At 63.5% G+C, this 21,078-nt stretch carries 17 protein-coding genes and 1 pseudogene; 10 read left to right on the plus strand and 8 right to left on the minus strand.

Annotated features, from left to right (window positions below; translation table 11 throughout):
- Nucleotides 1-6: 6 nt before the first annotated feature.
- On the minus strand, nt 7-2,862 hold the full coding sequence (locus DWQ09_02985) for an adenylate cyclase (GenBank protein KAA3629239.1): 2,856 nt from the start codon (nt 2,860-2,862) through the stop codon (nt 7-9).
- A gap of 99 nt (nt 2,863-2,961) precedes the next feature.
- Here DWQ09_02985 and DWQ09_02990 point away from each other — a divergent pair.
- Nucleotides 2,962-3,153 (plus strand): annotated as a pseudogene (locus tag DWQ09_02990) (hypothetical protein).
- Nucleotides 3,154-3,215: 62 nt separating this feature from the next.
- On the opposite strand, the gene argH reads toward DWQ09_02990, so the two are convergent.
- Nucleotides 3,216-4,646: an argininosuccinate lyase gene (gene argH, locus DWQ09_02995; protein ID KAA3629240.1), complete on the minus strand. Its 1,431-nt coding sequence runs from the start codon at nt 4,644-4,646 to the stop codon at nt 3,216-3,218.
- Between the two features lie 229 nt (nt 4,647-4,875).
- On the opposite strand from argH, the gene DWQ09_03000 reads away from it, so the two are divergent.
- The 6 genes from DWQ09_03000 (at nt 4,876) to DWQ09_03025 (ending at nt 10,977) form a co-directional block, all read left to right on the plus strand.
- Entirely contained in the window at nt 4,876-5,856 is a 981-nt protein-coding gene (locus tag DWQ09_03000; protein ID KAA3629825.1) for a sensor histidine kinase, read from the plus strand.
- The gene (locus tag DWQ09_03005) at nt 5,853-6,590 is read left to right on the plus strand and encodes a DNA-binding response regulator (GenBank protein ID KAA3629241.1); all 738 of its coding nucleotides are present in this window, start codon (nt 5,853-5,855) and stop codon (nt 6,588-6,590) included. Before DWQ09_03000 ends, DWQ09_03005 begins: the two co-directional genes overlap by 4 nt.
- A 246-nt stretch (nt 6,591-6,836) precedes the next feature.
- The gene (locus DWQ09_03010) at nt 6,837-7,769 is read left to right on the plus strand and encodes a hydroxymethylbilane synthase (GenBank protein KAA3629242.1); all 933 of its coding nucleotides are present in this window, start codon (nt 6,837-6,839) and stop codon (nt 7,767-7,769) included.
- Nucleotides 7,770-8,546, plus strand: coding sequence for a uroporphyrinogen-III synthase (locus DWQ09_03015; protein ID KAA3629243.1), 777 nt, complete (start codon nt 7,770-7,772; stop codon nt 8,544-8,546).
- A gap of 16 nt (nt 8,547-8,562) precedes the next feature.
- On the plus strand, nt 8,563-9,699 hold the full coding sequence (locus tag DWQ09_03020; protein KAA3629244.1) for a hypothetical protein: 1,137 nt from the start codon (nt 8,563-8,565) through the stop codon (nt 9,697-9,699).
- 3 nt (nt 9,700-9,702) lie between these two features.
- Nucleotides 9,703-10,977, plus strand: a complete 1,275-nt coding sequence (locus tag DWQ09_03025) for a heme biosynthesis protein HemY (protein KAA3629245.1) — start codon at nt 9,703-9,705, stop codon at nt 10,975-10,977.
- Between the two features lie 30 nt (nt 10,978-11,007).
- On the opposite strand, the gene DWQ09_03030 is transcribed toward DWQ09_03025, so the two are convergent.
- Together DWQ09_03030 and DWQ09_03035 are read right to left on the minus strand one after the other, a co-directional pair.
- A complete protein-coding gene (locus DWQ09_03030) occupies nt 11,008-12,048 on the minus strand; it encodes a CDP-6-deoxy-delta-3,4-glucoseen reductase (protein KAA3629246.1) in 1,041 nt (346 codons plus the stop codon).
- 66 nt (nt 12,049-12,114) lie between these two features.
- Nucleotides 12,115-12,756 (minus strand): chromosome partitioning protein, encoded by a 642-nt coding sequence (locus tag DWQ09_03035; protein KAA3629247.1) that lies wholly within the window; start codon nt 12,754-12,756, stop codon nt 12,115-12,117.
- Between the two features lie 148 nt (nt 12,757-12,904).
- Here DWQ09_03035 and DWQ09_03040 point away from each other — a divergent pair, with 148 nt between their 5' ends.
- Complete coding sequence (locus tag DWQ09_03040; GenBank protein KAA3629248.1) at nt 12,905-15,298, plus strand: serine/threonine protein kinase; 2,394 nt, start codon at nt 12,905-12,907, stop codon at nt 15,296-15,298.
- Between the two features lie 44 nt (nt 15,299-15,342).
- Here the strand turns inward: DWQ09_03040 and DWQ09_03045 are convergent, their stop codons facing one another.
- Both DWQ09_03045 and DWQ09_03050 read right to left on the minus strand, forming a co-directional pair.
- Complete coding sequence (locus tag DWQ09_03045) at nt 15,343-16,806, minus strand: 4-hydroxy-3-polyprenylbenzoate decarboxylase (GenBank protein KAA3629249.1); 1,464 nt, start codon at nt 16,804-16,806, stop codon at nt 15,343-15,345.
- A gap of 60 nt (nt 16,807-16,866) precedes the next feature.
- Complete coding sequence (locus DWQ09_03050; GenBank protein ID KAA3629250.1) at nt 16,867-17,691, minus strand: competence/damage-inducible protein A; 825 nt, start codon at nt 17,689-17,691, stop codon at nt 16,867-16,869.
- A gap of 113 nt (nt 17,692-17,804) precedes the next feature.
- Here DWQ09_03050 and DWQ09_03055 point away from each other — a divergent pair, with 113 nt between their 5' ends.
- Nucleotides 17,805-19,181 (plus strand): Glu/Leu/Phe/Val dehydrogenase, encoded by a 1,377-nt coding sequence (locus DWQ09_03055; protein KAA3629826.1) that lies wholly within the window; start codon nt 17,805-17,807, stop codon nt 19,179-19,181.
- Nucleotides 19,182-19,523: 342 nt separating this feature from the next.
- Here DWQ09_03055 and DWQ09_03060 read toward each other — a convergent pair whose 3' ends face one another.
- On the minus strand, nt 19,524-20,006 hold the full coding sequence (locus DWQ09_03060) for an Hsp20/alpha crystallin family protein (GenBank protein KAA3629251.1): 483 nt from the start codon (nt 20,004-20,006) through the stop codon (nt 19,524-19,526).
- Between the two features lie 175 nt (nt 20,007-20,181).
- On the opposite strand from DWQ09_03060, the gene DWQ09_03065 reads away from it, so the two are divergent.
- Nucleotides 20,182-20,634, plus strand: coding sequence for a DUF4442 domain-containing protein (locus DWQ09_03065; protein ID KAA3629252.1), 453 nt, complete (start codon nt 20,182-20,184; stop codon nt 20,632-20,634).
- A 39-nt stretch (nt 20,635-20,673) separates the two neighbouring features.
- On the opposite strand, the gene DWQ09_03070 is transcribed toward DWQ09_03065, so the two are convergent.
- Nucleotides 20,674-21,015, minus strand: a complete 342-nt coding sequence (locus DWQ09_03070; GenBank protein ID KAA3629253.1) for a hypothetical protein — start codon at nt 21,013-21,015, stop codon at nt 20,674-20,676.
- Between the last annotated feature and the right edge of the window lie 63 nt (nt 21,016-21,078).

Here is a 21,078-nt window from a genome sequence, read left to right on the forward strand (position 1 = left end):
AAACCGTCAGAGATGTGACAGAGCCCGGTTGAGCCGTTCCTCGAAGCTCTTCTTGAAGTTCAGGTAGTGGATGGTTTGACGCTGCAACTCCCCCTCCTGGTCGTAACCCATACCCGAAATATCGATATCCGTAATGTAGATCGGATAGCGCTCGCCGCTGGAGCGTTGTTCGACGATAAAGCGCGCCACTTCACGAAACAGTTCGGTGCCGAACTGCAGGGATGAAAACTCGCGGTCGCGGCAATAGACGGTGTAGCGTGCGTGGCCATCCGCCGTCTCTTCGCTGATGACCTGGATGCTGAGATAGTTGATCGGCGGTCCGAGCAGGCCGGGCTCCTGGACTTTCAGGCGCAACAGTCCGTTGCGATCGCGCACGATTTCGAAATACTCCACGCGCGGCACAGCGATGCCGTTACCGTCAGGTGTGGTCATCAGATTGCGACGGCGGCGCACCGCATCGATGAACAGGCTGAGCTGGTTGAGCAGCGTCGCACTGTCGAAGTACTCGACCTCCTGGTGGAAGAGCGACGACTTCTCGTCGGCGATGTAGATATCGGCCCGCTGCGCCCTGACGTGGTAATAGACCTGGATCAGCCGTTCACGATCGGTCTCGAAGATCAACGGCACCGGGGTATCGCTGAGCGCACGGGGATCGACGACGGTGGGGCTGTACTCGCGGTGCGGTGTTGCCAGAAGCTCCAGCAGTTCGGGCAGGGTGTCCGAGCGCTGGTGATGGAAGAGGTCGTTCTCCAGGCGCAACAGCAGATAGCGATGCTCTACTTCGAACAGATAGCGCGTGGTTTCGAGACGCCTTTCGGTGTAGTAGCAGTGAATGACATCGCTGAACAACTCCTCGATGCGGCGCGCAATGGAGGTGCCGCGGCTATGCGAGAAACTGAAGGCGGCGATCGCCGGAGGGGCTTTGCTGACCGAGGGGGGTGCCCATTTCAGGTACTGGCACAGGCAGTCGAGCAACCCGGTCAGGCCCTCGTAGCGATAGGTGAGCACCTCGCCCCAGCTGGTGATCAGAATCTGATCGAAACTGAGCGCCAGATTCTTGCGGGCGCCGCCGTAGTTGAGCGCGTCGGTCCATTCGCTTACCAGGTGATAGCCCTGGCGGGTAAGTTCGGCCATGGGGTCGATGCCGAGATTGATGTACAGCGCACTGGCAATCACGCGTGCCGGGCGCCCCAGGTCGTCCATGTCGGGTATGTAGGCCTGGCCGTCGGGGTAGAGCCGCTGCAGGGCATCGGCGACCTCGCGCAGCTCCTTGATGGTGAGTTCGTTGATGCGGGTCTGCAGATAGAGTCGGGTGTGCGGGCCGATCAGACCGTTGAAATGCGACCAGGCCAGCAGTTCCACGACGCTATGGGCACGGCGCAGCGGCTGATTGCGCAGAGCTTCAGTGCGATCGACCTTGCCGCGATAGAGTACCCAGCTGGTCATCTCGTCGGGGCTGGCCACCTCGTGCACGCTCAGTTCGAGCTCCATCAGGCTGCGCGAAATTCCCGGATTGACCAGATCGACCTTGCCCGCCTTGCGCTCGAAGGCGGTGTAGAGCTTGCGCCCCAGGAGATTGAGATCCACGGGATCGATGAGATTGGTGGCGTCGGCGCGCGCCGCGTAATCGGACAGCAGGCGATAACTGTAGGTCACCTCGTTGACCAAGGCCTTGCGCTCGTCAAGTACGCGATGGATCTTCCAGTCGGGGCGTGAATCGAGCATGGTGAGATGGGCGTCATCCCAGTGCCAGCGTTGCGCCAGACCGGCCATCGCCTCGCGTCGCCAGTCGTATTTGCGCCGCTTGCCGGTGCTCTTGCTGAGCGGTTCACCGACTTTGTAGTAGAAGCAGCGGCGCGCCAGTTCCAGGCGATCGGTCTGCCCGCGCGAGATCAGATACTCCTCCACCTTGTTGCACATCATCACGTAGGGATCGAGCTCATCGAGCTGCAACGTACCGTCCCACACCGCCTGCTTGTAGCGGCGGCTCAGGGTGTCGCTGGTGTCCGAGCCATCGGCATAGGATTCGAGCAGTTGGATCTTCAAAACCGATTTGTAGGGTGAGTCGATGGCCTTGTAGATCTGCCACAATGCGGCGCTGACAAACTCGCCGGCCGGGATATCCGACAGCGGACCAAAGTCGATGAACTCAACCTCGCGCAGCTGGTTGTTGCGCACCAGGGCATCGCGCGTCGGGTAATAGAGCTCTTCGCGGTCGGGCGGGATCGTCCACCACAGCAACGGTTTGCCCGCCACCAGCACGCTGGTGCGATAGAACTCGTCGAGCAGCAGGTGGCGCTGGGCGCTGCCGCTGCTCTCCTGTGACAGGGCATCGAGTTCACCATCGCGAAAGCGGTTTGCATCCATCAGGAAGAAATGCACTTCGAGATCGAGGCTTTGCGCCCAGTCCTGCACCGCTGCTGCCTTGCGTTGCAGGTCGGCACGGCGGTTGGGCGCCATGCGCGGACGGTGGCAGAGCCAGATGTCGAAGTCGCTGCGGTCGGTATAGGCGACGGTGCCGGTGCTGCCGATAAAGAAGATCGATTCAAGCTCGTAGGCTCGCAGTGCGCGCTTGCGATAGCGGAACCGTTTGTTCTGCTTTTTGGCGGTATCGATGGCCGCCCGGGTGGGCGAGTAGTCGGAGATCCCGAACGGGGTGTCTTTGTCGACATAGCCCGGCAGGTGCTCACTGTTGAGATGAAAAATCAGGGGCAGCAGCTCGAGAAAGGTGCGCTGCTTGAGCTTGAGAGTCTCCTGCGCGCGATTGAGGCGATCGCGATTGACCACCAGAAAGCGGCGTCGCACATCGCGCAACGTTTTCGCATCGGGTAAGGTCGAGGCTGTGGGCCGCGTCACCGCCATCGTCTGCTCCGGTTCGCATCGCCGATGCGAAATGCACCGGTGCGACTATCCTACCGGAGAGCGCAGGGTGTACCAACCAAGGCGGGCCAGGCAGTACGGATCGGAGCACCCGATCCCGAGCGGCGCAACTCGCCGATCATTGTGGAGACCGACGAGGAGTTTGAGTTTGCGGGCCAGGAGTTGGATGAAGTGCCGGTCTGTTACTTCAACGAAAATGTTTATCAGATTGGTGCCTTCGTCTGCAGCGGCTCTGAACGGCTTCGTTGTGTGCGTGGCGGTTGGGTGCAGTCGGGTTCCTGCGATTCGCACGGCGGAGGTGCCGGATCCGCTCCGTTCTGGAGCCGACAGCTGAATCAGTCGCCGTCGTCGAACTCCTCGGGATCAGGGCGGCCGAAAGCCTCCATCCACAGCCGTGCCCGCTGAATCGCCGCGCGCACCTGGTTGGGCGCGGTGCCGCCGAGGTGGTCGCGTGCGGCGACCGAGCCCTCGAGGGTGAGCACCTCGAAGACGTCGCCGGCGATACGCGGTTCGAAAGTCTGTAGCTCCTCGAGCGACATCTGTGACAGATCGCGCGCGGTCTCCACCCCCAGACGCACCGCGCGGCCCACCACCTCGTGGGCATCGCGGAATGCCAATCCTTTACCGACCAGATAGTCGGCGAGATCGGTTGCGGTGGCGAAGCCTTTGCGTGCCGCCTCGCGCATGTTGTCACGTTTGACCTCGATGTGCGGCACCATATCGGCAAAGGCGCGCAGGGCGCCGCGCAGGGTGTCGACGGTGTCGTAAAGCGGCTCTTTGTCTTCCTGATTGTCCTTGTTGTAGGCCAGCGGCTGCCCCTTCATCAGAGTGAGCAACGCCACCAGGTGGCCGCTGACCCGCCCGCTCTTGCCGCGCACCAGCTCCGGTACATCGGGGTTCTTCTTCTGCGGCATGATCGATGAACCGGTGCAGAATTTGTCCGGCAGATCGATGAAATCGAACTGCGCGCTGGCCCACAGCACGAGTTCCTCCGAGAAGCGCGACAGGTGCATCATGATCAACGCCCCCGCAGCGGTGAACTCGATGGCGAAATCACGATCGCTCACCGCATCGAGCGAGTTCTCTGCCGGCCGGTCGAAACCGAGCAGTCGCGCGCTGTAGTCGCGGTCGATGGGATAACTCGTACCCGCCAGGGCCGCAGCCCCCAGGGGCATGACATTGACGCGTTTGCGACAATCGGCCAAGCGCTCGCGATCGCGGCGCAGCATCTCGTACCAGGCCATCAGGTGATGGCCGAAGGTGACCGGCTGCGCTACCTGCAGATGGGTGAAGCCCGGCATAACAGTATCGGATTCGCGTTCGGCGACACTGATCAGTCCGTGCTGCAGTCGCGCCAGTTCGCTATCGATGGCATCGATCTCATCGCGCAGCCACAAACGGATATCGGTGGCGACCTGATCATTGCGCGAGCGACCGGTGTGCAGCCGCTTGCCGGCCTCCCCGACACGCTCGGTAAGGCGCGCTTCGATATTCATGTGCACATCCTCCAGCGCCACCGACCAGGCGAAATCGCCACGCTCGATATCCAGCAGGATGGCCTCCAATCCGGCGATGATCGTCTCGGCATCCGCGGCGCTGAGTACACCGACATGCGCCAGCATCCGGGCATGCGCAATGGATCCCGCGATATCCTGGCGGTACATGCGCTGGTCGAAGTCGACCGAGGCGGTGAAGGTTTCGACGAATGCGTCGGTGCCCTCGGTGAAGCGCCCGCCCCAGGGTTTGTCTTTGCTGCTGTCGCTCATCGCGTCGGTCCGGTATTCATTGGGAAATACGGGCCCGCAGTATACCAGCTCGTCCTGCCGCGACGCGCGAAGCTGTGCGCGGCATCGTTGCCAGTGTGCATGTTCATGGGGCAGACTCGACTTTGCCTACGACCCGAAGAACAAGATGACAGCAAACAACACCGTGGCCAAGGAGGCCGGCAACGCAGGCGACGCGCTTTTTCTGCCCGATTTCTGCGCGATCCGGGCAGTGTTCGGCATTGTGATCATCGCCCAGTTGCTGGCATTCGTTCTGGTGCTTGGCGGCGCCGGGAGTGGCGATGCCTGGACCAATCTCAGCCTGGTATCGCTGTTCGTGCAGTGGGTGGCGCTGACAGGCGCAGCGCTGCTTTGCGGTGTGCGGCGCTGGCTGGTTCCCCACGGCAACCTCAGGGCCGCGCTGATCAGTTACGGACTGTTGCTGATCGTGACCCTGGCGATCAGTGAGGCAGCCTACCGGCTGGTGGGGCCGGTGGCGGCCCCCGCCGAGTGGCACCTCGATTTCGTGCTGCGCAATCTCCTCATCTCCGCCATCGTCAGCGCGCTGGTGCTGCGCTATTTCTATGTACAGTTTCAGTGGAAGCGCAATATCGAGGCGGAGACCCGTTCGCGTTTCGAGGCGTTGCAGGCGCGCATCCGGCCCCACTTCCTTTTCAACAGCATGAATACCATTGCCAGCCTGACGCGCAGCGATCCGGCGCTGGCCGAGCAGATGATCGAGGATCTTGCCGATCTGTTTCGCGTGACCTTGAGTGAAGGGCGTCGGCTGGTGAGTCTGGACGATGAGCTGTTGCACGCGCAGCGCTACCTCAACATCGAACGGATGCGGCTCGAGGAGCGCCTGCGCGTGGAGTGGTCGGTCGAGTCCCTGCCCAGGGAGTTGCCCTTGCCGGCATTGACGCTGCAACCGTTGCTGGAGAACGCCATCTATCACGGTATCGAGCCCCTGGCCGGCGGAGGCACGATCCGCATCATGGGGCGGCTGGAGGGCAATGAGGCGTGGTTGAGTATCAGCAATCCGCGCCCGCCCTCCGGCTCGCGGCTGCGTTCGCAGGGCACGCGCACCGCGCTGGAGAACGTGCGCCAGCGGCTGCAGGCGGCCTTTGGCGGCGATCGGGTCACCGTTGATGAGACGCCCGACAGCTATGCGGTGCATCTGCGCTTACCGCTGCCCAGGGGAGGTGCGACATGAAACTGCTGATCGTCGACGATGAGAGCCTGGCGCGCTCGCGCCTGCGGGGCCTGGTGGAGCAATTGGAGGGATGGGAGGTCGTCGGCGAAGCGGCCAACGGCCGCGACGCGCTGGGGATGATCGAAAGCGAGCGCCCCGACATCGTGCTGCTCGACATCCGCATGCCGGGCATGGATGGTCTGGAAGCCGCACGGCACATGGCTCAGCTGGAGGAACCGCCGGCGGTGATCTTCACCACGGCCTATGGCGATCACGCCCTGGCGGCGTTCGAGGCACAGGCGGTCGATTATCTGCTCAAGCCGATTCGACGCGAGCGGCTTGCCCAGGCCCTGGGGCGTGCCCAGCGCCCGACCCGTGCAGTGCTCGCCTCCCTGCACTCCGAGGCGGTCGAGGAGCGTGCCCGTACCCACCTCTGCGCCCGCTACCGGGGGGCGTTGGAGCTGGTGCCGGTGGCCGATGTGATCTACTTTCAGGCCGACCAGAAATACGTCACGGTGCGCCATGCCGGGGGCAGCGTGTTGATCGAGGAGTCGCTGAAATCCCTCGAGGAGGAGTTTGGCGAGCGCTTTCTGCGCATCCATCGCAATGCCCTGGTCGCTGAGGCACACATGGGTGGGCTGGAGTCGGAGAGCGGTGGCCACGCGGTGATCGCGTTTCGCGGCATCGCTGACAAACTCGAGGTGAGCCGTCGCCACCTCCCGGCGGTGCGCAGGCGCCTGCGCGATCTGCGTTGAGGGAACGTCGCGGTGTGCCTCCCGTTCAAGTGATCGTCATAACCCGAACGAATCGGGTTCACTCGCTCTTCGCACGCTGCGCCTGGGCTGCGAAACCCCCACCCTGCGGGTGATGCGCCTGCGGCCCACCCCGGGCGCGGTGCTCCCTTCCCAGGGAGAGGTCTGCTAGGATGCGCCCGGTACCAGACACGGTCACCGCCGAGCAAGACGACACCTCGATTCGCCGCAGCCGCAAGACAAGACCCCATGACCCGCTCACAGACTCTCCGTATCGCCACCCGCAAAAGCCCCCTGGCGTTGTGGCAGGCAGAACACGTTGCCACACGACTGAAAACTGCCCACCCCGATCTGCTGATCGAGTTGGTCGGCATGACCACCAAGGGGGACCAGATGCTCGATAGTCCGCTGGCGAAGGTGGGCGGCAAGGGCCTGTTCGTCAAGGAGCTGGAGCAAGGCATGCTGGCGGGCAGCGCCGATATCGCCGTGCACTCCATGAAAGATGTGCCGGTGGATCTCCCGGAAGGGTTGCATTTGCCGGTGATCCTGGCGCGTGAGGATCCGCGGGATGCCTTTGTTGCGAATCGCTACGCGCGACTCGATGAGCTGCCGCTGGGCGCGCGGGTGGGCACCTCCAGCCTGCGCCGGCAGGTGCAACTGCGCGAGCGGCGTCCCGATCTGGAGATCCTCGATCTGCGCGGCAACGTCAATACCCGCTTGGCGAAGCTGGACGCGGGGGAGTACGACGCCATCATTCTCGCCTGCGCCGGCCTCAAGCGCCTGGGTTTTGACGAACGCATCCGCAGCCACCTGAGCCCCGAGGAGAGTCTTCCCGCCATCGGCCAGGGCGCAATCGGTATCGAATGCCGCGGTGATGACGAGCGGGTCCATGGGTTGATCGCGGTGCTCGACGATACCGATACCCACGCCCGTATCGGCGCCGAGCGGGCCATGAACAGCCGGTTGATGGGGGGATGCCAGGTACCGATCGCGGGGTTCGCCGAGTTGACGGACGGTATGCTCCTGCTCCGCGGCCTGGTGGGAAGGCCCGATGGGTCGCTGGTGCTGCGCGCCGAGGGCCGCGCCCCCGTCGCCGAGGCCGAAGCTCTCGGTCGGCGGGTTGCCGAGTCCCTTCTGGATCAGGGCGCCGGCCCGATCCTCGAGTCCGTCAGGGCGGGCTGAATGGGCGGCCCGGCGCCATTGGCAGGGTGTGCGGTGCTGGTCACGCGCCCGCAGCATCAGGCGCAGGGTCTGCAGTCTGCGCTGCAGGCGCTCGGAGCACGGGTGCTGCTGTATCCCACCATCGAGATCGTTCCGGTAGCGCAGAGCGAATCATTACTGGCCAAGTTCCAGCCGGGCCGCAGCGTCGATTGCCTGATTTTCGTCAGCGCCAATGCGGTCGAGCAGGGTGTAAGGCTGATCGAACAGGCGGGCGGTTGGCCGCAGGGCGTCAAGGTCGCCGCAGTCGGAAAGGCCACCGGACGTTGCCTGGGCGAGCGGGGTATTGCGGCTGGACTGGTCCCCGCGCAGGGAGAGGACAGCGAAGCGCTGCTGGCGCTGCCGGCGCTGCAGAAGGTGGCCGGGCAGCGGATTCTGATCGTCCGCGGTGTCGGGGGGCGCGAGCTGCTGGGACAGACCCTGGCGAAGCGGGGCGCCAAGGTCGAGTACGCGGAGGTCTACCGCCGTGCCCTGCCCGCGGCAACGGATGATCGCCTGACCGACTGGTTGGTTGCCGATCAGCTCGACGTGGTCACGACCACCAGTCCGGCGGGACTGGAGAACCTGGTGGCATTGGCAGGGCGGGAGGGCAAGGATTTGCTCCTCCGGCTGCCGCTGGTGGTGGTGAGCGAACGTATGTTACAACTGGCCAGAGGGCTGGGATTCGAAGGACCCGTCCGGGTCGCGAGGGGCGCCGGTGAAGACGCTGTGAGTGATGCGGTGGTCGCGCTGAGGCGATAACGGAGCACAGGCACCGATGAGTGAGAACGACAAACAAGACCCCGAGGTCGAGGCGGAGCGAGCGATTATCGAGGCGACCCCTGACGATTCGAAAGAGGCTCCTGTCGATACCGCCAGCGACGATTCCGCACCCGAACCGGATGATGCGGCCCCGGTGTCGTCGCCCCCCGCCAGGCGCGGTGGCAGGGCGGCACTGATCCTCGCCGTCGTTGCCCTGCTGCTTGCAGCGGGTGTCGCCGGACTCGGCCATTACCGTTTTCAGCAGCTCGACAACCAGTTCAGCGCGCTGCCTCCCGCGATCGAACGCAATGCCGGGCGCCTCAGTAGCGAGGAACAGCGCAGCGCCGATCTGAGCAGTGCCATCGAAGAGCAGAAAGCGGCCCTGGCGCGACAGAGCGGTAATCTGGAGGAAGCCATCGGCGCCCTGCGCGCGCAGATCGGGCGGGATCAGTCCGGTTGGGTCATGGCGGAGACGGAGTATCTGATGCTGGTGGCCAACCACCGCCTGCAACTCGAGCGCGATGTCGTTACCGCGGTGGCGGCGTTGCAGATCGCCGATGAGCGGCTGCGTGAGATCGGCGATCCGGCACTGATCGAGGTGCGGGAGAAGCTCGCCGCCGAAATCACGGCGCTGAACACCATCGCGCGTCCCGATCTCACCGGCCTGGCTCTGCGCTTGATGGGACTCGGCGGGCAGGTCGAACGCCTGACGCTCAAGGGTGGCTACCAACCTGCGCAGGCCACCCGCGGAGGGGATGCGGTCGCCGCAGCTGAGGCGCCGGCCTGGCGCCGCCTGATCCAGGGTATCTGGAGTGATCTCAAAGGATTGGTCACGGTACGCCGCACCGAGGAGGCCGTGCGCCCCATGCTGGCCCCCGAGCAGCAGTATTTCCTGCGGCAAAACCTGCGGCTGCAGCTCGAGGCGGCCCGGCTGGCGTTGCTGCGAACCGATACCGAGCAGTTGCGCATGGCGTTGCAGACGGCGCAGGAGTGGATAGGGCTGTACTTCGATGAGCGCTCCGAGGTGGCGCGTGGCATGCAGGAGGAGATCAGCGCCATCGCGGGCGTGGAGATTCGTCCGGCGCTGCCCGATATCTCGGGCTCGCTCAATGCGCTGCGCGCCCATATGCGCCAGACGGCACGGCAGGAGTAGACGATGAAGCTGCTGATCGGGATCATGGTGGTCCTGCTGGCGGCCGCGGGACTCTCGCTGCTGCTGATGGAAGATCCTGGATACCTGCTGGTCGGCTACGGTCACTGGACATTGGAGACCTCGGTTGCGGTTGCGGTGATTGTCACCGTACTGACCTTTCTCACCCTCTACTATGCCTTGCGGACATTGGCCAACGTCCGTGGAATGCCGCGCCGCTTCCGGCACTGGCGGCAGATCAAGCGCGGCGAAAGGGCACGGCGCTATCTCTCTCAGGGCCTGGTGGAGCTGGCGGAGGGTAATTGGGGGGCGGCCGAGAAACACCTGTTGCGCCACGTGCACGACAGCGACACCAAGCTGTTGAACTATCTCGGCGCCGCGCGCGCCGCCCAACAGCGCGGCGACTCGGATCAGCGCGACGTCTATCTGCAACACGCCCATCACAGCATGCCCGAGGCGGATGTGGCGGTGGGACTGACCCAGGCCGATCTGCAGCTCGCTCAAGGGCAGTTGGAGCAGGCGCTGGCGACCGCCACCCATCTCAAGCAGGTGGCGCCGCATCATGCCCACGTTCTCAAGCTGTTGGCCAAGCTCTATCGCGAACTGCGCGACTGGGAGCGGCTGCATGAGCTGCTGCCTGAGCTGCGCAAGCGTAAGGTGCTGGATGAGGCGCAGCTGCGGCGACTGACGCGCGAGGTGTGCAGCCATCGCCTCGACAACGCCGCGCGCGAACGCGACGCCCAACGCCTGCAGGCGGTATGGAAAGCGATGCCACGTGAACTGCACAGCGACGTTGAGCTGCTCCTCAACTACGTGCAGCACCTGGTCGAACTGGGAGAGGGCCTGACCGCCGAGCGACTGGTGGCAAAGGCGCTTGGCGAGCAGTGGGACGATCGGCTGGTGGCGCTCTACGGCCAATTACAGGGACCGGATGCGGCGCGGCAACTGGCCCACGCCGAGGGGTGGCTCAAGGCACACCCCCAGGAAGCGACGCTGCTCTATACACTGGCGCAGTTGGCCCTGCGTAACCGCTTGTGGGGCAAGGCGCGGATCTATCTGGAATCGAGCATCAGCGCCGGGGCCAGGGTCGAGGCTTACAGCGATCTCGGTGCCCTGCTCGAACAGCTGGGCGATCGCGACAGCGCCATGGATTACTACCGCAAGGGTCTGCAGCTGGCGACCGGCAGCGCGCTCGCGTTGCCCGCGCCGGCGCCTGAACACGAGGAGACAGAGATCTCCGGCGGCGGTGACTCCGGTATTGCCCAGCTCGAGAAAAGCTAAAACCTGCTGACAACCCTGGGGCGATCAGGCCTAGGCCTGTTTCTGCTGCGGCGAACCGTCGTGCGCGAAGGTGAAGGCGTCGTTGAACATGTGATCGGCCGACAAGCCATGGGAGATGTAGAGTCGCGCCGCTGCCTCAACCATGGCCGGCGGACCGCTGGCGTAGACCTCGTGGGCGCGCAGATCCGGGTAATCCTCCACAACGGCGTGAGTTACCAGCCCCGTTCGGCCCACCCAGCTGCTCTCCGGCAGCGGATCCTCAACCACTGGCGTGAACTGGATATGAGGGTGGCTGGCCACCCAGTGCTCGGCCAGTTCGCGCAGATAGATATCGCTTTCGGTGCGCCCTCCCCAATAGAGGTGCAGGGGTTTGCCGAGACCGATGTAGATCGCGTGCTCGATCATTGCCTTGAGCGGGGCGAATCCGGTTCCTCCTCCCACCAGCAGGGCCGGCCGCGAGGAACCTTCGCGCAGGTAGAAATCTCCCAGGGGACCCTCGAGGCGCAGGATCTCGCGCTCCTTCATATCGGCAAATACATGCGCGCTGAATTCCCCACCCTTGATGTAGCGCACGTGCAGCTCGATGAACTCATCGTCGTGGGGGGCGTTGGCGATCGAGAAGGCGCGGCGTTTGCCGTCGCGCAACAGGATGTTGAGGTATTGGCCAGCCCGAAACGGCATGCGCACGGTCTCGGGTAGTTTCAGGCGCAGGCGCATCACGTCGGGGCTGACATGCTCGATCTGCTCGACCCGGGCCGGCACGATACGCGGTGGTGGCAACTCGTGATCCTGGGTGGTGTTGACTTCGAGCACCAGATCTTCCGTGGCGAAGGCACTGCATACCAGCACCGCTCCATCGCCCACCTCATCCGGACGCAGTGCGGGCGGCACCAGATCAAGCGGATAGCGTACCGCTCCGCTGACCAGTCGGGCACGACAGCTGCCGCAGGCCCCGTTGCGACAGCCGTAGGGGAGTTCCACACCGGCGCGCAACGCGGCATCCAGCAGAGTTTCGTTCTCCTGGGCCTGGAAGTGGACGTTGGAGTGAGCGAGGGTGACGGTGAATGGCATCAATAAACTTCTGAAACAGTGAAAGAGCCATTGTCACCCAGGGCGGGTGATCCGCACAAACTCCGGTTACTCGGTGGGGTGGCTGCGCTTGCTGCGCAGCCAGCGCAACAACGGTTGCCACTGCTCAAGATCCCGCTCTACCGAGGAGGGCGCCAGCTCAAAGATCCCCACGCCGCCGGCCGCGGCGCGAATGTAGTTCTGGGTATCGCGCAACGACCCTACGAAGGGCACCTTGAGGTGTTTCAGAAACGCCTCAAGCTCATGGAAGATGCGGGTGTGCTCGCGCACCCGGTTTGCCACCAGCGCAATACGGGTTTTGTCGTTCTGTACCCGCCCACTGGCGAGCAGCTCCTGCACGAAGTGTCCCGCCGCGCGGATGTCGATGGGTGAGGGAAGTACCGGTACGAGCAAGGTTTCGGTGCGGCGGATCAGCGCGGTGAGCGCCTTGCCGTGGGTACCGGCCGGAGCGTCCAGCAGTACCACATCGCACCCTTTGGGGACCCGCAACGGCTCCTTCCAGGCGGCGATGCCGTGAATCTCGGGGCGGGTGGGTGGTCGCGCCTGCAGCCATTCCAGACTCGATCCTTGCGGGTCGAGATCGGCCAAGGTGACACTCTGACCTTGGCTGGCGTAATAGCTGGCGAGGTTGGTGGTCAGGGTGCTTTTGCCGCAGCCCCCCTTGGGATTGAGCAACATGATTGTGCGCATAGGCGCCCCCTTGTGCAGATTCTCCGGGTTGGGGTCTCTTCTTATCCGGGGTATTCCTTCCTCCCCATCGGCCGCACCATAGCAGGAATACACCGTCGGGTGCCAGAATGCCGCAATATTCCCGGTCCGGGTACACTTGAGTTCAGGTGTGCTGCAGACAGTGGGTGTCATGGGGGATCCGACGACCAAAACACTACCGCGCCAGATCGATCGCTTCCAGGTGCGTCGCGTTCTGGGTCGAGGCGCGCAGGGTGTGGTGCTGCTCGCCTTCGATCCCAAGCTCGAACGCGAGGTGGCCATCAAGACCCTGGCGCGGACGCTGTCTGCGAGTTCGGGGGCCGAGGAGCTGCTCAAGGAGGCGCGTCTCGCGGCGCGGCTGCAGCACCCGAACATCGTCCGGGTGTTCGACTGCGGTACCAGTGCAGGGCTGCCTTACGTGGTCTTCGAGTATGTCGAGGGGGTCTCCCTCCAGGAGATCTCCACCGCCGAGGGTCCGATGACGCCGAACCGCGCCATGGAGATCGTCACCCCCATTCTCGAAGCCGTCCATTACGCCCACGAACAGGGCGTGGTGCATCGTGATCTCAAGCCCGCCAATATCCTTATAGACGACCGGGGCGTGCCGCGGATCGCCGATTTCGGTATAGCGGGTCTGCTGGGGCAGAAGGTGCCAGGCGACATGACGGGTTCGGCCGGCTACATGCCGCCCGAGCAGCTCGAATCGCGTCCCCTGCGCCGCGAACTCGATATTTTTGCGGTCGGTATGGTGCTCTATCAACTGGTGGCGGGGCGCTTGCCGATTCAGGCGGGCAATCTCAATGTACAGCTCTTGCAGATGTCGCATGAGGAGATTCCACCCCCATCGCAGGTGCGCAAGGAGATCGATGGCGCGGTGGATGCACTCATCCTCCGGGCGCTGGAGAAAGAGCCGGGGCGACGCTACGCCGACGCCGCCGAGTTTCTGGCTGCGCTGCGTATCTATCAGTCGCGGGGACGCGAGGAGGGTGAGGCCGCATCGTCCGCGGGCTCGGGCACCCTGGAGTTTCTGCTGCGGCGCATGCGCCACAAACCCGATTTTCCTGCCATGTCGCAGCATGTGGCGGAGATCAACCGCATGTCCGCCGATGGCAGCGATTGGTCGGCGAATGTTCTCGCCAATCTGGTGCTGAACGACTATTCGCTGACGACCAAGCTGCTGCGCCTGGTCAACTCGCCCCTGTTCGGCCAGTACGGGCGCGAGATCAGCACCATCTCACGCGCCATCGTCATTCTCGGGTTCAAGCAGGTGCGGCTTGCGGCACTCAGCCTGCTGCTGTTCGAGCACCTGCAAGGTGGCGATGGCGCCGACGAGCTGCGCGATGCCGCCGTCGGTGCGCTGATGAGCGGTCTCATGGCCCACCGCCTGGCCGGCAAGCTGCGCCTCGAAGAGCCGGAGGAGGCCTACGTGTGCGCCATGTTCCACGGTCTCGGCCGGCATCTGGTGATCTATTACTTCCCGGAGGAGTACCGCGTGATCCAGGAGCGCATGGCCCACCGCAACGACAGCGAACAGTCAGCAGCCCGGGCGGTGCTGGGGGTCAGCTACGCCGATATCGGGGTTGGTGTGGCGCGCTCCTGGGGATTTCCGCCGGCCTTGAGCGCCAGCATTGCCGCACTGCCGTCCGGCAAGCTGCCGCGCGCGGGCACTCGTGACGCCAAACTCCACCAGTTGGCGGGTATCAGCAACGAGGTATGCCGCGCTTTTGCCACTCAGCGGGGTGGTGCGCGCAATCAGGCGCTGGCGGGTATTCGGGAACGTTTCGGTGACACCCTGGCCCTGGACGACAAAGCACTGCTCAGCCTGGTGGAAACGACACTGGAGGAGATTCGCGAGCATGCCGAGATGATGCACTTGCCGACCCGTGGCAGTTCGTTGCTGCGCCAGGTTCGTGAGTGGCGCAGCGAGCAGCTTGGCGAGGTTGATGAGGCTGAAGAAAGCGGGTCGCCGCTGGCGGAGGGGGTTCCCGCCGGGCAACATCCGCAGGCCGATGCCACCGCCACCCTGATGGCGGGTGTGCAGGAGATTACCCACGCCATGCTCGAGGAGTGCCCCCTCAATGAACTGCTGACCATGGTTCTGGAGGTGATCTACCGCGGGCTGCAACCGACGCGTGTGCTGTTCTGGGTGCGTGACCCCAAGCACCGGCAGATGGTGACCCGCTTCGGATTCGGTAAGGATATCGATCACCTGCTGGGGCAACTGCGCTTTTCGCTGGGTGAGGGCGAGGACCTTTTCAATCGGGCGTTGCGCGAGGGTACCGATGTGGCCGTCGCCGACACGCGGGAGTCGAAGGTTGCGGCACAGATTCCCGAATGGTGCCGCACGCGGTTGTCGGCCCGGACGCTGCTGCTCTATCCCCTGATGATCAAGCAGGCACCGCTGGGGTTGATTCTGGTGGATTGGGAAGAGCCGCATCGCGTGCCCGCTGCGGCGATGGAGCGGCTGCTCAAGACGCTGCGCAACCAAGCGGTATTGGCGGTGCGCCAGCAGGGGTCGAGGTAGCGACGAGGGAGTTGCAGGAGCGGTTTGCGCCGCTGCTGCGAGCCTCAGATTCCCAACTCTCCCCAGATTCCATCGATCCGCCGTTTCACCTCGTCGCTCATGGTGGCCGGACGACCCCATTCGCGGTCGGTCTCGCCCGGCCACTTGTTGGTGGCGTCGATGCCCATCTTGGAGCCCAGCCCGGCGACCGACGAAGCGAAGTCGAGGTAATCGATGGGGGTGTTGGCCAGCAGCGTGGTGTCGCGCAGCGGGTCGACACGCGTGGTCAACGCCCAGATCACGTCCTCCCAGCTGCGCACGTCGATGTCATCGTCGGTCACGACGATGAATTTGGTGTACATGAACTGGCGCAGGTACGACCAGATGCCGAGCATGACGCGCTTGGCGTGTCCCGCGTAGCCTTTGCGGATGCTGACGCAGGCCATGCGGTAGGAGCATCCCTCCGGCGGCAGGTAGAAGTCGACGATCTCGGGAAACTGCTTCTGCAGGATCGGCACGAAGACCTCGTTGAGCGCCACACCCAGCACGGCCGGTTCGTCGGGCGGGCGGCCGGTGTAGGTGCTGTGGTAGATCGGGTGGTCGCGATGGGTGATGCGTTCGATGGTGAAGACCGGGAAGCGCTCCACCTCGTTGTAGTAGCCGGTGTGATCGGCGTAGGGCCCTTCGTCGGCCTCTTCGCCGGGAGTGATGTAGCCCTCGAGGACGAATTCGGCGTTGGCGGGCACCTGCAGATCGTGGGTGCGGCACTTGACCAGTTCGGTCTTGGAACCGCGCAACAGCCCGGCGAAGGCGTATTCGGACAAGGTATCGGGAATCGGGGTGACGGCCGCCAGCAGGGTTGCCGGATCGGCACCCAGCGCCACCGCCACCGGAAAACGTTCGCCGGGGTGGCGCTTCTGCCACTCCGCGTAATCCTGCGCACCGCCGCGATGGGCGAGCCAGCGCATGATGACCTTGTTCCTGCCGATCACCTGCAGGCGGTAGATACCGGTGTTCTGGCGCTCTTGGTGCGGGCCCTTGGTGACCACCAGCGCCCAGGTGATGAGCGGCGCCACGTCATCGGGCCAGCAGGTCTGGATGGGCAGGCGGCCGAGATCGACCGCCTCACCTTCGATCACATGCTCCTGACAGGCGGCCTTCTTCACCACCTTGGGGCTCATGGAGAAGACCTGCTTCAGCAGCGGCAGTTTGTCGAAGGCATCCCTGATCCCCTTGGGCGGTTCGGGTTCCCTGAGGTAGGCCAGCACCCGTCCCACCTCGCGCAGCGCCGCCACCGAATTCTGGCCCATGCCCAATGCCACCCGGCGTGGGGTGCCGAACAGGTTGCCGAGCAGAGGGATGTCATGGCCGGTGGGATGTTCGAAAAGCAGCGCCGGGCCCGCCTGGCGCAGGGTGCGGTCGCAGATCTCGGTGATCTCGAGGTGCGGAGAGACGGCGGGTCGCACGCGCTTGAGCTCGTTCAGGGCTTCGAGCTGGGTGATGAAGTCCCGCAGATCATGGTAGCGCATGGCTCGGCCGTGGTGGTTGGGGGGAGCGCCCGATTATAGGCAAAAGCGGCCGGCTAGGCCCTAATCGGCAGGCAGTTGTCCGCGCAGCTTCGCGATGAGCGTGTCAAAGTCGTCCGCGATGGCCTGAGCTGCGGGCGGGTAGCGCAAGCGCACCGTTACCTCGCGCCGCAGACGGGTGTTGCTGGGGTAGATCCCGATGCTGACGCTGGGGTGGGCGATACTGAATGCTTCGAGTGGCGAGGCGATCGTCCCTTCGCCGGTGGGCAGAGTGTATTCACGCGTCAGCAGGGGTTGGCGTGCGCCGTCGCCCAGCAGTGCGGGCAGCACGCTCTCGATCATCGGTTGCAGCATGTTGGGAAAACCGGGGAAACCATAGACGCCCTGACAGTGAAAACCGGGGGCGCCGAGAGGGTTGGTGATGAGTTCGCTGCCCTGGGGAAGTTCGGCCATGCGTTGGCGCTGCGGAGTAAACTGATCGCCATAGCGCTCGGCCAGGATCGCCAGGCACTCGGCGTGCTGCTCCAAGGGCACTGCCAGTCCCGCCGCGATGCCCTGGCGGGTGACATCGTCGTGGGTACCGCCGATACCGCCGGAAACCAGAATCGGAAAGTACTCCGTGCTCTTCAGATGCTTTACCTCCTCTGCGATCTGTGTGGAGTCATCGGCGAGGCTGAGCGCGATACGCGCCGATAGGCCGCATTCCCAGAGGCGTTTCAGCAGCCAGGCCTGATTGTCGTTGCTGCGTTCCCCGTAGATCAGCTCATTACCGACGGTGATCACCGCGGGACGCAGAAAAGGATGGTTCGCTTTCGACACCGATGACTCCTCCCGCTGAAGGCCAGGTAAGGGTAGCAAACCGACGCTAGCGGAGCGCCGGCGGCTCAGCTAGTCTCCGTAAAAGCAATGGGGATTTTCGCCTGCCTGCCACCTCGGGGATGACAACCATGACCAAGAAAAGCTCCCGCAAACAACTCACCTTCCGCGAAAGCACCGACAGGATGGTCGATCGCGCCCTCGCCGTGCTCGATCTCGAAGAGGGTACGGCGCGCGCCATCAAGGCCTGTGAATCGGTCTTCCAGACGCGCTTTCCGGTACGGCTCAGCGACGGCCGCACCGAGGTGTTTACCGGTTGGCGCGCGGTGCACTCCACGCACCGCCTGCCGGTCAAGGGCGGCATCCGTTACGCCCCCTATGTCGATCAGGACGAGGTCGAGGCGCTGGCGGCGCTGATGAGTTACAAGTGCGCGCTGGTCGATGTGCCTTTCGGAGGCTCCAAGGGGGCGCTGCTCATCGATCCGACCCAGTACAACCGCGACGAGATGCAGCAGATCACCCGGCGCTTCACGCTGGAGCTGACCCGCAAGGGGTTTCTCAGTCCCGCCACCAACGTCCCCGCCCCGGATGTGGGCACCGGGCAGCGCGAGATGGCGTGGATGGCCGATACCTACAAGCACCTGTGCCCCGAGGATATCAACTACTCGGCCTGCGTCACCGGCAAGCCGGTGCATCACGGCGGCATTCGCGGGCGTGTCGAGGCGACCGGGCGCGGCGTGCAGTACGCCATCCAGGAGTTTTTCCGCCACAAGGCCGATGTGAAAAAGGCCGGTATGAAGGGCGGGTTGGGCGGCAAGCGGATCGTCGTCCAAGGCCTGGGTAATGTGGGTTATCACGCCGCCAAATTCCTCTCCGAAGAAGATGGGGCCAAGATCATCGCCGTCATCGAACGCCACGGGGTGGTCACCAACGATAAAGGGATCGATATCGAGGCGCTCTACCAGCACATGCTGGCCAAGGGTACCGTCGAGGGGTGTAAAGGCACCAAGTTCGACCGCAAAGGCGCCGCGGGACTGGAACTGGAGTGCGACATCCTGATTCCCGCCGCACTGGAGGGACAGATCACCGCCAGCAACGCCGAGCGCGTCAGGGCACGCTTGATCGTCGAGGCCGCCAACGGGCCGGTCACTTATGAGGCCAACGAGATCTTGCGCGAGCGCGGCGTCACTATCATGCCCGATGTCTATGTCAACGCCGGTGGCGTGACCGTCTCCTACTTCGAGTGGATCCGCAACATCTCGCACATCCGCTTCGGCCGCATGCAACGCCGTCACGAAGAGATGCGCGGCCATCAGGTCGCCACCATGCTCGAGGAGATGACCGGTACGGCGGTGTCGGAGAAGATGAAGAACGATATCGCCAAGGGTGCCTCGGAGATCGATCTGGTGCGTTCCGGTCTCGATGACACCATGCGCCTGGCCTATCAGGAGATGAGCGAGAAGCTGGCCAGCAATCCCAAGGTGGATGATCTGCGTACGGCGGCGTTTGTGATTGCGATCGAGAAGATTTCGCGGACCTATCTGGATTTGGGGGTTTACTAGTTTTGGTTTTGTGCGGCTGCGCCGCGGTTAATTGAATCGGGGAGTCCGTCCCCCGTAACTCAATATGGGTTTTGTACGGCTACGCTGCGGTTGATTGGTTGCGGGTTCTCGCACCCGCAGGGCGAGGTACTTTTGTTTCGGCAAAAGTACCCAAAACCATTGTCCCGGCGTACGCGCCGCCCGTTGGGCGCACTTTCTTTCGTCTCTTTCTTTGGGCGAGCAAAGAAAGGGACCTGCGCTGCGGGCGCGGAACCCCGCCCTAAATTAATCGTGGTGCAGCCACACAAAAAAACAAAAAGCGCCCCGAAGGGCGCTTTGTAAAAAACCACGATCAATTCTCCACTAACTCACCTTGATCGATCTCTTCTTGGCGGTGGCAACCTTGGGCAGCGTTATCTCCAATACCCCATCCTGAAACTTCGCCGCTGCCTTGGCCGCATCCACATCGGCGGGCAGTTCGACCGTGCGCGAGAAGCTCCCGTAACGCGTCTCCATGCGGTGGTACTCGCCTTTCTCTTCCTTGTCCTCCTTGCGGTACTCGCCCTTGATGGTGATGCGATCGTCGGTGACCGTGACGTCGATCTCATCCTTTTTGACACCGGGAAGTTCGGCGCGCACCAGCACCTCTTTCTCGCGATCGATAACGTCGACCGCCGGCATTCCGCCGCGCGCCACCTCCGGCCAGCTGGGCCAGTGGGTAGGCCACCCGCGCATTGGAAAACCGCTGTGGAAGAAGCGATCCATCTCGTCCAACAGACTCACGGGTTGACGCGCCGGAGTCGCGACCTGTTTACCCTTGCCTGCGACCTCTTTTTTCTTTGCCATGACGGGCCTCCTTTCTAGTGGCGGGTGTGCTGCCTGACACTATCAACGTAGTTCTGAACCGTGAAAATACTATAGATCGAATGGGGGGTGGCAGCTGATCAATGCAGGAGATTACGACGTTTATGACGGTATCACGCAGGTATACTGTTGCGTGTAAAAGGTGGGGAGTGCCGGAATGAACAGGCCGGAGTGCGCAGAATGGCAATCGTATCTGCATCGTGAAATCCCGATCACGGCGGCGATGGGGTTGCAGGTGACGCGACTCGATGCGCAGAGCATCGAGTTGAGGGCCCCGCTGAGCCTCAATCACAATGACAAAAACACCGGATTTGCCGGCAGCCTCTTCACGGTGGCGGTGCTTGCCGGATGGTCACAGGTGATGCTGCTGCTGCGCGATGCCGATCTGTCGGGGCAGGCGGTGATATCGGACAGTCAAGTGCGCTATCTGAAGCCGGCCACGGCTGACTTTCGCGCCCTTGCATCGCAACCGTCGGCGGCGGCTTTGCGCACCTTCTACGAGCAGTTGGGGAAACGCGGGCGAGCCCGATTGACTCTCACCATCGAGGTGACAGCCGGCGGGGAGCCGGTGCTGCGCTTCGCAGGCAAGTATGCGGCCATGCTGAGTTAAGGAACCTCCGTTCAGGCTCCGATCAGCAGTTCACTGGTCTCAGGGGCGAAAGATGAAGTAGACCGCGCCCATCAGGCAGAGCGCAGCCCAAAGAAAGTCGAGTTTGAGCGGCTGCTGCATGTAGTAGACCGCGAAGGGGACGAACACCAACAGCGTGATCACCTCCTGCATGATCTTCAACTGCCCCAGATTCAGTTCGGTGTAGCCAATGCGGTTGGCGGGTACCTGCAACAGGTACTCAAAGAGCGCGATGCCCCAACTCACCAATGCGGCGACGATCCACGTCTTGTCGTTGAGGTTCTTGAGGTGCGCGTACCAGGCGAAGGTCATGAAAGCGTTGGAGAGGATGAGCAGTCCCGCGGTTTGCAGAATGACTGGCATGGCCGGAAGAATCTCGCAAGGCGTGACCGACTCGATGTGATGCGCCGGCCTCGGTCACAGGGC

This window comes from Pseudomonadota bacterium (genome assembly GCA_008501635.1).
In the GTDB taxonomy this organism is placed as follows: domain Bacteria; phylum Pseudomonadota; class Gammaproteobacteria; order QQUJ01; family QQUJ01; genus QQUJ01.

Excerpts from the sequence above, each read along its gene's own strand:
- DWQ09_02985 (KAA3629239.1), bottom strand. The coding sequence starts at position 2,862 with ATGGCGGTGACGCGGCCCACAGCCTCGACCTTACCCGATGCGAAAACG.
- argH (KAA3629240.1), bottom strand. The coding sequence starts at position 4,646 with ATGAGCGACAGCAGCAAAGACAAACCCTGGGGCGGGCGCTTCACCGAG.
- DWQ09_03005 (KAA3629241.1), top strand. The coding sequence starts at position 5,853 with ATGAAACTGCTGATCGTCGACGATGAGAGCCTGGCGCGCTCGCGCCTG.
- DWQ09_03010 (KAA3629242.1), top strand. The coding sequence starts at position 6,837 with ATGACCCGCTCACAGACTCTCCGTATCGCCACCCGCAAAAGCCCCCTG.
- DWQ09_03015 (KAA3629243.1), top strand. The coding sequence starts at position 7,770 with ATGGGCGGCCCGGCGCCATTGGCAGGGTGTGCGGTGCTGGTCACGCGC.
- DWQ09_03020 (KAA3629244.1), top strand. The coding sequence starts at position 8,563 with ATGAGTGAGAACGACAAACAAGACCCCGAGGTCGAGGCGGAGCGAGCG.
- DWQ09_03025 (KAA3629245.1), top strand. The coding sequence starts at position 9,703 with ATGAAGCTGCTGATCGGGATCATGGTGGTCCTGCTGGCGGCCGCGGGA.
- DWQ09_03030 (KAA3629246.1), bottom strand. The coding sequence starts at position 12,048 with ATGCCATTCACCGTCACCCTCGCTCACTCCAACGTCCACTTCCAGGCC.
- DWQ09_03035 (KAA3629247.1), bottom strand. The coding sequence starts at position 12,756 with ATGCGCACAATCATGTTGCTCAATCCCAAGGGGGGCTGCGGCAAAAGC.
- DWQ09_03045 (KAA3629249.1), bottom strand. The coding sequence starts at position 16,806 with ATGCGCTACCATGATCTGCGGGACTTCATCACCCAGCTCGAAGCCCTG.
- DWQ09_03055 (KAA3629826.1), top strand. The coding sequence starts at position 17,805 with ATGGTCGATCGCGCCCTCGCCGTGCTCGATCTCGAAGAGGGTACGGCG.
- DWQ09_03060 (KAA3629251.1), bottom strand. The coding sequence starts at position 20,006 with ATGGCAAAGAAAAAAGAGGTCGCAGGCAAGGGTAAACAGGTCGCGACT.
- DWQ09_03065 (KAA3629252.1), top strand. The coding sequence starts at position 20,182 with ATGAACAGGCCGGAGTGCGCAGAATGGCAATCGTATCTGCATCGTGAA.
- DWQ09_03070 (KAA3629253.1), bottom strand. The coding sequence starts at position 21,015 with ATGCCAGTCATTCTGCAAACCGCGGGACTGCTCATCCTCTCCAACGCT.